5 protein-coding genes, 4 tRNA genes and 1 rRNA gene (1 of these 10 only partly in view) are annotated in these 9,518 nt (G+C 45.9%); all 10 read right to left on the reverse strand.

Going from position 1 to position 9,518, the window contains the following annotated elements; translation table 11 throughout:
• Positions 1-3: 3 nt before the first annotated feature.
• Positions 4-1,545, reverse strand: a complete 1,542-nt coding sequence (locus C3V36_01750) for an ABC transporter ATP-binding protein (GenBank protein AVM68095.1) — start codon at positions 1,543-1,545, stop codon at positions 4-6.
• Between the two features lie 124 nt (positions 1,546-1,669).
• Positions 1,670-2,851, reverse strand: coding sequence for a BMP family ABC transporter substrate-binding protein (locus tag C3V36_01755; protein ID AVM68096.1), 1,182 nt, complete (start codon positions 2,849-2,851; stop codon positions 1,670-1,672).
• A gap of 201 nt (positions 2,852-3,052) precedes the next feature.
• Positions 3,053-3,586, reverse strand: a complete 534-nt coding sequence (locus C3V36_01760) for a phosphohydrolase (protein AVM68097.1) — start codon at positions 3,584-3,586, stop codon at positions 3,053-3,055.
• A gap of 135 nt (positions 3,587-3,721) precedes the next feature.
• Positions 3,722-4,963: a DUF871 domain-containing protein gene (locus tag C3V36_01765; GenBank protein ID AVM68098.1), complete on the reverse strand. Its 1,242-nt coding sequence runs from the start codon at positions 4,961-4,963 to the stop codon at positions 3,722-3,724.
• Complete coding sequence (locus C3V36_01770) at positions 4,930-6,354, reverse strand: alpha-fucosidase (protein ID AVM68099.1); 1,425 nt, start codon at positions 6,352-6,354, stop codon at positions 4,930-4,932. The genes C3V36_01765 and C3V36_01770 overlap by 34 nt, the downstream gene beginning before the upstream one ends.
• A gap of 739 nt (positions 6,355-7,093) precedes the next feature.
• Positions 7,094-7,167, reverse strand: a tRNA-Arg gene (locus C3V36_01775).
• A 4-nt stretch (positions 7,168-7,171) separates the two neighbouring features.
• Positions 7,172-7,255 (reverse strand) — tRNA-Leu (locus C3V36_01780).
• 15 nt (positions 7,256-7,270) lie between these two features.
• Positions 7,271-7,344: transfer RNA gene (locus C3V36_01785), tRNA-Met, on the reverse strand.
• A gap of 39 nt (positions 7,345-7,383) precedes the next feature.
• A tRNA-Glu gene (locus C3V36_01790) sits at positions 7,384-7,455 on the reverse strand.
• A 140-nt stretch (positions 7,456-7,595) separates the two neighbouring features.
• Positions 7,596-9,518, reverse strand: a 23S ribosomal RNA gene (locus C3V36_01795); it runs 968 nt beyond the window's last position.

Here is a 9,518-nt window from a genome sequence, read left to right on the forward strand (position 1 = left end):
ATCTTATTCCTCCGCCGCCGTAATGCCTGCCATCAAAAGTCCGATCTGAGCCGAACTTACTTCTTTTGGCTGTACTTCACCGGAAATTTTTCCTTTGTACATAACCAATACCCGGTCAGATAAACTCATGATCTCCGACAACTCGCTGGAAACCAAAATAACAGTATTGCCCGCTTCTTTGAATTGTAAAAGCTGCTTGTGAATAAATTCAATGGAACCAATGTCTACTCCTCTGGTCGGCTGACAGGCAATCAGCAATTTTGGCCCGGCCGATAATTCCCGGGCGATAATTACTTTTTGCGCATTTCCGCCGGACAAGCTGCCAATTAAACCTTTCACGTTGCTTAAACGAATATCAAAGTCCTCAATAAAACGGTCTCTTTTGTGATCAATTTCCTTGGTGCGATGGAAACCATGCCAGCACACATCCGCCCGATTATGATACCCGGCTATGCAATTTTCCGACAGGCTCATCTCCCGGCACAGCCCCTGCGCATATCTGTCTTCCGGAATAATTCCCATCCCGGCGCTTCTGAGCTGTTCCGGCCACCAATTGGTAACATCCTTTCCGTTCATACTAATCCGGCCGCGGGTGGAACACATCAAACCGGTCATTAGTTTAACCAGTTCCGACTGGCCATTGCCTTCTACCCCGGCAATTCCCAGAATCTCACCCTGACGGGCATAAAATGAAACGCCGGCCACGACCTCTTTGCCCTGATCATTCACGGTCGCTAAATCCTTGACCTCATATCGAATCTCATCTGACGCTTGAGATTTTGACTGATTTTCAACTCTCAAAACCACATCCCGGCCCACCATCATTTGCGCTAATTGTTTTTCGCTGGTGTCCTGCTTTCGAACATCACCAACCACTCGGCCCTGTTTGATCACAGTCACACTGTCGGCCAACTCCATCACTTCTCGCAGCTTATGGGTAATGATAATGATGGTTTTTCCTTTTGCCTGCAGTTCTTTCAGCGTTACAATCAGCTGGTCCGCTTCCTGCGGTGTGAGCACTGCTGTCGGCTCATCCAAAATCAAAATATCTACATTCCGGTACAGCATTTTCAATATTTCAATTCTTTGCCTGCTGCCTACCGAAATATCCTCTACCCTTTCCATCGGATCCAGTGAAAAACGATATTTCTCCATCAGCCGATATACATTGTCAATCTCAGCCTGACGATCAATCAACGGCAGCCGAAACTTGCCCTTTGTTTTGGTAATTTCCGAGCCTAACAAAATATTTTCATAAACGGTCAGACTCGGAACCAATTTGAAATGCTGATGAACCATGCCGATTCCCGCCGCAATTGCCTCCAAAGGACTTTTCAGCACTGTCTTTTGACCTTTAATCCAAATTTCACCGCTGGTCGGCTGGAGCAAACCGTAAAGCATGTTCATTAAAGTTGTTTTGCCTGCTCCGTTTTCGCCAACGATACATTTAATTTCTCCTTCTTTCACCTGTAAATTAATCCGATCGTTAGCGGTAAAATCTCCAAACTTTTTAGTCAAATCTCTGGTTTCTATCATATTTGCCATGGTTTTTCACCTTTTCAGAAAGCTAAAGTTATTTACTCCATTTCCCCTGACCGAACGCTTCGCTTTTTTCGCAGGCGCGCACCCTGCCTAAAAAAGACGGTTTTCTCGAACATGAAAAGTCGAATTATTTAATGGTCACATTCGGGCAATTCTCCGCTTTAAACTCTTCGCCGTTTTGAGCATTTGTCACCTTGATGGTGCCGTTTTTAATCAAGGACACGACCTCATCGACTTCCTTTTTAATCTCTTCCCACTTAGCTTTGCCGCTCTCAGCAATATGTTTTTCAATTTCCGCCAAATCCGTAATTGAGGTAGCGCCGGTAGAAAGAGAATAATACTGAACTTGTTCCATTTCCCCTAACTTGCCCTCAACTCCCGCTTTCACAATTTCATAAACCGGAACTTCCGTATTTTTAATAACACTGGTTAAAACATATCCCGGCTGCTGGCTGTCTTTATTGGCATCTACCTGGATCGCCAATTTTTTTACTTCTTTGGCTTTGGCTGCCACGCCATCCCCCACGGAACCGGCTACAGAAAATACGACATTGGCCCCCTGATTAAAATAGGTAGCCGCTACGGTACCGCCCGTCGAAGAATCGGTAAAACCGGCATCATATTTCGAGTAGTAATCATACTTTACATCCATTTTAGCCGCTTCATAATTAATACCTTCGATATAGCCATAGGAAAACACCGTAATCCCGTTAGAATTGGTGCCGCCGATAAAGCCTACTGTCCGGCCGCCGTTTTCAGGCTTGGTAAATTGATAATTTTCCGTGCCAAAAAGAGTTTCGGCATTTTCCGTTACCAGTGCTGTTAATGCTCCGGCCACAAAAGATGCTTCATGCACATCAAAGAGAACACTGATCACATTTTTATGAATCTTTTTCCCATTCTCATCCTTATTCGGATCATCGTTCATACAAATAAAAGTTGTGTCGGGGTACCTTTCGGCAATGGGCTTTGCCCCTCCGGTTCCTTTAATTAAGGCCTCAAAATCATACTCCAAATTAAAAATTATCTTGTAACCATCCTCAGCCAAAGTTTCCAACGCTTGCGGAACACCGGTTGTCGGCTCAACCACTTTATACTCTGTTCCAAACTCCTGCGCTACTTTTTTAGCACCGTTAACTGCCGATTCGTTATAACCATTGTCATTTTGCCCCGCCGAAGAACACACAATGGCCACCCTTAATTTTTCCCCTTTACTGTCCTTTTCATTCCCGGTGCAGCCCGTCAAACCACTTACCGAAACCATCACAACCAATAATGAAACTATTACCCTTTGCCAAACCTTTTTCATAGCATTCTCCTATTATCTTGTCATCATGTTGTTATGTTGTCATTACCAGTAAGTTTACTTTAACACCTTTTTCGTTTTTTGTAAAGAGATTTTATGCTTTTTGGCGGAAAACTACAATGTTTTCTTTTGTTTTTTGTGTGTTTTGCCTATGCGCCTTCTAATGCAGATTTCTATTTTTCTAAAAAATGTATTATCCCGCTTTTATTTCAATGCTTGATACAAACTTAAAAACTCTGCTTCCACTTCACTAAAGACGCGTTCCGAAGTGTCCGGCACCGAATATACCGGCAAATCGATCTCAAAAACCGGCATGCCCTTCAGTGTTAAAAACTCATGCTGCAAAATAGTATCGTCAATCAAAAAAATCAAATGAAGTTCCGCTTCCGTCAGTCCGGCCAAGCCAAAGCGTTCAAAGATCTTATTTTGCAGCCCGCTCTCAAACTCTTTGTAATTGCTTAAATACTGTTTTACCGGCCGGGTAATATCCGACAGATAGGCTTCACTGGCATCATGCAAAAGGCAGCCCAACTGCACCCGTTTAGAGTAATTTCTGGCCTTGGCTTCCCGCACGCAATTCACGCAATGCTGCCCGACCGAATAAAAATGCGGCAAATGCCCATTGGCTCTGGTCATCAGTGACAGCGCCCGGGCAATATCGCAAACATCAATCGCTTCTATCTCCGGGCGCAGCGGGTAAAAGCGCTTTCCCGTATAGGTAATAATATAATCTGACATCTCTGCTCTCTTTCTCTTTTTCGGCCCTGAAGCCAATTTTTAGGAACTCAAAAACCGCTGCCTGTCCCTGCCGGTATTCCGGTCACATAGACTTGATTTCTTTTTTGGCAGCTTGGCAGCTTGCCTGAACCGGACTTAATTTTCCTTAAAAAAGCGAACCTTTTGTTCATTTTTAATCAGCGGCAGGAGCGGCAAATATTTCGCCGAAATCCGGGCAATCACATTGACCCTTTCATCCAGCGGCAAATCCTCAGCTACAATTTGCATCTCGCCTGAATAGCGGCCGTACCTGATATTATCAATTGTTACGCTGCCCGCCTTACGCGGCAGTGCCATCACCGGTTCAATCTCCCGACCGGCCGCCGCAAACTCCCTTGACTCCTGCAAACGCTTTACCCAGCGGGGCGAATCTACCCGCACCGTATAACTTCGGCCAAATAAATATTCATCATATTTATCCGACAGCGTTTGCACCGGCAGATAAAGCTCGCCGGTCTGGCGGAAATATTCGATTTTTTCCCATTCTTCCCGGCTGATTGCGCCGTCACCGACATAAATATCTTCAATCCCAAAGTTCAGCGCCAAATCCAGATAGGCAACATACGGCGGCAGACCGCGATGCTGTTCCAAGGTCGGCAGCCCCTCAAAAATCGGCCCCCGCTTAAAAACATTGCCGGCAATAAAAGCCATCACCGGAATCCCTTTGGCCTTTAGCCAGTCATTGCGCTGCCGGAAAAAAACATCGTCCAGCCCCGTTTCCGGCCTGGGATAATAATTATGCATAGCATAAACTTCACCACCCGCTCCACGGATAGCTTCAATTTCATCTTCTTTTAAAATAGTAGCATTAACGCAAATCGGTATTTGCGCGGCAATTTGCGCCAGTTCTTCCCGGCTGAAACCAAAATCCGGCCGTAAAATCGAAATCCCGTATTCCCTGGCAACCTCAACAATATCATCTTTTTTGACATACTCCAGTGTTTTTTTTGACACATCGGCAATCAGCTGATAACCCATTGCCCTGATCTGAGCGCACATTTCTTTAATCCGCCCGGCGTAATCAGCCGTATTTTCCTCGGCAATGTGCAATGACGTAAAAATATAAGGGGTTCCTCCTATTTTTTTATACTCCTCCGCTTCGGGAAAAAAAGGTTTTAATTCCTCAAAATTGCTTAAAAACGCACTAAAATTTAACGGCTTATACATTTGATCTCCTTTTCTATATAAACTTTTTTCCAATCTGTTTTTCCGATTAAAAAACTTTCTGCTGCCGACTCGTCCATATTTGATAAAACGTTTTTTAATATCGTATTTTCTCTGTTCTGCAAATAAAAATATATCTCTCAGTACACGCCAATAAAGCTGATTTGGGGACAAACCCGATATTCCTCAAAAATAATTTCCAGGCAATCACTTTTAAAATCTGCCGGCAGCTCTGCAATTTTTTTATGGCCGATGGTCGTACCTTGATAAATCCATTCTTTTTGCTGATATTCCGATTTTATTTTAAAACTTTCTACCCGCTGGCTATTTGGAATATTTTCCTTTAAGACGATGTATCGAATATTTTGCGGCACTTTCCATCTTATTTTCACAGAAATCGGTTCGTCAGCCAAAAGCTGCGGCTGATACCATTTTTCATATCCTTCCTTGCGCATATTTTCCGCTTCGCAATCTATTGCCGCAGCAGTAGCTGTGATTGTGCCGCACTCCAACAAATTATGGGTAAACTTTTCACGAATCTGCCGCCCCAATTCTCTTAGGCTTTTTTCGTCGGAATCTGCTATTTTTCCTTCCTTATCGGGCGGAATATTTAAAAGCAGCATTGCATTTCCGCCTGCCGATTTTAAATAAAGCTCAAATAATTTCTCGGCTGATTTCACCTGATGATCTTCCGCCTGATGATAAAACCAGCCCGGCCGGATAGAGACATCTACTTCCGCCGGATACCAGATAAAGCTTGTTTCATTTTTCAGCCTGTCGATGCTTCCTAAATCTTCTTCACTGCTCCTGATTTCCTTTTGCCGGAATGTAATATCATCTTCCTGCTGACTGGCACCTGCAATTTTCTCATTATTGGCCATTCTGGCAGCAACTACGCTCCATTCGCTTTTCCGCGTCTTTCCCGCTTCATTGCCGCACCAGCGAATATCGGGCCCGCAAATACTGATCGTGGCCTCCGGCTGCAATCTTCGGATTACTTCATAATACCTTTCCCAGTCATATTTTTGCTTCTTCCCATTCTCGCCTTCCCCGCAGGCGCCGTCGAACCATACCGTAAAGATTTCACCGTATCCGCTTAACAATTCCGTTAATTGATTCACAAAAAAATCATCATACTCTCTGCCGCAGCCATATTTTTTGCAGTTTCTATCCCAGGGCGAAAGATATATTCCCGCTTTTAAGCCGTATTTATGGCAGGACTCGACAAATTCTCTGATCACATCACCTTTGCCTTGCTGATAGGCTGAGTTTTTAACCGAATGTTCTGTATATTTACTGGGCCATAAGCAAAAACCGTCATGATGTTTACAGGTTAAAATCAGGCCTTTCATTCCTGCCGCCCGCGCAATTTCAGCCCATTGATCCGTATCCAAGGCTGTCGGGCAAAATAACACCGGATCTTCTGTCCCATCTCCCCATTCCTTATCTGTAAAAGTATTTATGGAAAAATGAATGAATCCGTAAAACTCCATTTCCTCCTGCCTGAGTTGCTTTGGACTTGGTCTTACCTGAATCAGTTGATTGATAAGCTGTTCTCTGTCCATATTCCTTCCTTTCCTGTGTCGGCAATGATTTGACTGCATCATCTATTTACAACTTCTGCTGATATCAATCTTAATTATACTTACTATGCCTCTGGAGCGCAAGCTCTCCGGTCGTATCTGCTATAATTGCCTGCTATAGCAACAGTTCAGGCAAGCCGCTGATAATTCACTGTAAGAGAATTATCAGCATGTTCCGCAAATAGGAAGTTATACTTGATACTTCCCGCGAGAGCAAGCTCTCCGGTCGTATAGTAAGCATAAGTCTGCCGGCTTTACAGTTTAGGCCAGCCGCTGATAATTCTCTGTAAAAGAATTATCAGCATGTTTCGCAAGTGGATAGTTATACTTGATATACCTTTAGAGAGCAAGCTCTCCGGTCGTATCTGTTATAATTGCCTGCTATAGCAACAGTTCAGGCAAGTCACCGATAATTCGCTTGCAGCGAATTATCGGTGAATGCGTTCCGCAAATAGGCAGTTATACTTGATACTTCCCGCGAGAGCAAGCTCTCCGGTCGTATCAAGTATACATAGGACTGCCAGCTTTACAGTTCAGGCAAGCCACCGATAATTCGCTTGCAGCGAATTATCGGTGAATGCGTTCCGCAAATAGGCAGTTATACTTGATACTTCCCGGAAAAGCAAGCTCTCCGGTCGCATCAAGCATAACTCCCTGCTTGCCTGAACTGTAAACAAAAAAAGCCTACAAACCGCAATTACTGCAATCTATAAGCTTTCAGCGTGTGCAAGAAGATTCGAACTCCCGACCTTCTGGTCCGTAGCCAGACGCTCTATCCAGCTGAGCTATGCACACAAAGTGCCCGAGGCCGGACTCGAACCGGCACGGTATCGCTACCGCAGGATTTTAAGTCCTGTGCGTCTACCTATTCCGCCACTCGGGCTAATGATTAAATTAATGGGCCTTCAGGGACTCGAACCCTAGACCGACCGGTTATGAGCCGGTTGCTCTAACCAACTGAGCTAAAGGCCCCCAAAAAAGCCGTTTAAAATAAAAATCCCCTAAAGGCAATGACCCATGGGGGAATCGAACCCCCGATTCAGCCTTGAGAGGGCTGCGTCTTAACCGCTTGACCAATGGGCCGATATTACGTGTCCGACATTAGACAATCGGCAAACCAACAAAAAATTATTAAACAAGAAAAACTGATGCTCAGACTTCAAATGTCAGGCGCTTTGCATTCATATACAATCTTGATTCCCAGGAAAGCCCGCTTGGACTTTCTTAGTTCAAGGCCTCGACCGATTAGTACTCCTCAGCTCAGTGCATTACTGCACTTACACCCAGAGCCTATCAACCTGGTCGTCTTCCAGGGGTCTTACTTCTTTCGAATGGGATATCTTATCTTGAGGGGGGCTTCACGCTTAGATGCCTTCAGCGTTTATCCCTTCCCAACTTGGCTACTCTGCTATGCTCTTGGTAAAACAACAGATTCACCAGAGGTCAGTCCATCCCGGTCCTCTCGTACTAAGGACAGCTCCTCTCAAATATCCTGCGCCCACGACGGATAGGGACCGAACTGTCTCACGACGTTCTGAACCCAGCTCGCGTACCGCTTTAATGGGCGAACAGCCCAACCCTTGGGACCGAATTCAGCCCCAGGATGCGATGAGCCGACATCGAGGTGCCAAACCACTCCGTCGATGTGAACTCTTGGGAGTGATTAGCCTGTTATCCCCAGGGTAGCTTTTATCCGTTGAGCGATGGCAATCCCACTTTCTTACCACCGGATCACTAAGTCCTACTTTCGTACCTGCTCCACTTGTTGGTGTCACAGTCAAGCCATCTTCTGCCTTTACACTCTGCGAATGATTCCTAACCATTCTGAGATGACCTTTGAGCGCCTCCGATACCCTTTCGGAGGCGACCGCCCCAGTCAAACTCCCCACCTGACACTGTCCCTGTACCGGTTTACGGCACGAGGTTAGAAACCTAATACTACAAGGGAGGTATCCCAACAGCGACTCCACCAACCCTGACGGGCTAGTTTCTCAGTCTCCCTCCTATCCTGTACATGCAGTATCAAGTCCCAATATCAAGCTAGAGTAAAGCTCCATGGGGTCTTTCCGTCCTGTCGCGGGTAACTGGCATCTTTACCAGTACTTCAACTTCACCGGGCGCGTTGTTGAGACAGTGCCCAAATCGTTACGCCTTTCGTGCGGGTCGGAACTTACCCGACAAGGAATTTCGCTACCTTAGGACCGTTATAGTTACGGCCGCCGTTTACTGGGGCTTAAGTTCCTAGCTTCGACTCGCGTCTAACCATTCCCCTTAACCTTCCAGCACCGGGCAGGCGTCAGCCCCTATACTTCACCTTTCGGTTTCGCAGAGACCTGTGTTTTTGCTAAACAGTCGCTTGGGCCTTTTTTCTGTGGCCGGTTTCTCTCCGGCACCCCTTTTCCCGAAGTTACGGGGTCATTTTGCCGAGTTCCTTAACAACGCTTCTCCCGTCGGCCTTAGGATTCTCTCCTCATCCACCTGTGTCGGTTTGCGGTACGGGCTTGTAACAATCTATAGTGGCTTTTCTTGGCAGTTTAGATTCAGAAGCTTCGCTACTTCCCTTCGCTCCTTATCACGCTTCAGCTTTCTCGCGGTATCTCCCCCGCTCCGCCTTTGCGCTTATACCGGTCTTTCCTTTCCCGGCTCTTCTTATCTTCCTGCGTCCCCACAGTTCTGTTCCTACAAGGTACTGGAATTATCACCAGTTCTCCATCGACTACGGCTTTCGCCCTCGCCTTAGGCCCCGACTTACCCAGAGCAGATCAGCTTTACTCTGGAAACCTTGGATATTCGGCCTGAAAGATTCTCACTTCCATCTCGCTACTCATTCCGGCATTCTCTCTTGTGCATCCTCCACGGTGCCTTCCGATCCCGCTTCTTCATCTGCACAATGCTCCTCTACCGATGTATTTCTACATCCCACAGCTTCGGTGTCATGTTTTAGCCCCGGACATTTTCGGCGCAAAATCTCTCGACTAGTGAGCTATTACGCACTCTTTGAATGTATGGCTGCTTCTAAGCCAACATCCTAGTTGTCTTTGAAATCTCACATCCTTTTCCACTTAACATGTACTTTGGGACCTTAGCTGGTGGTCTGGGCTCTTTCCCTTTCGACAATCGAACTTATCTCCGACTGTCTGACTCCT

This window comes from Lachnospiraceae bacterium oral taxon 500, assembly GCA_002999035.1.
In the GTDB taxonomy this organism is placed as follows: Bacteria; Bacillota; Clostridia; order Lachnospirales; family Vallitaleaceae; genus W11650.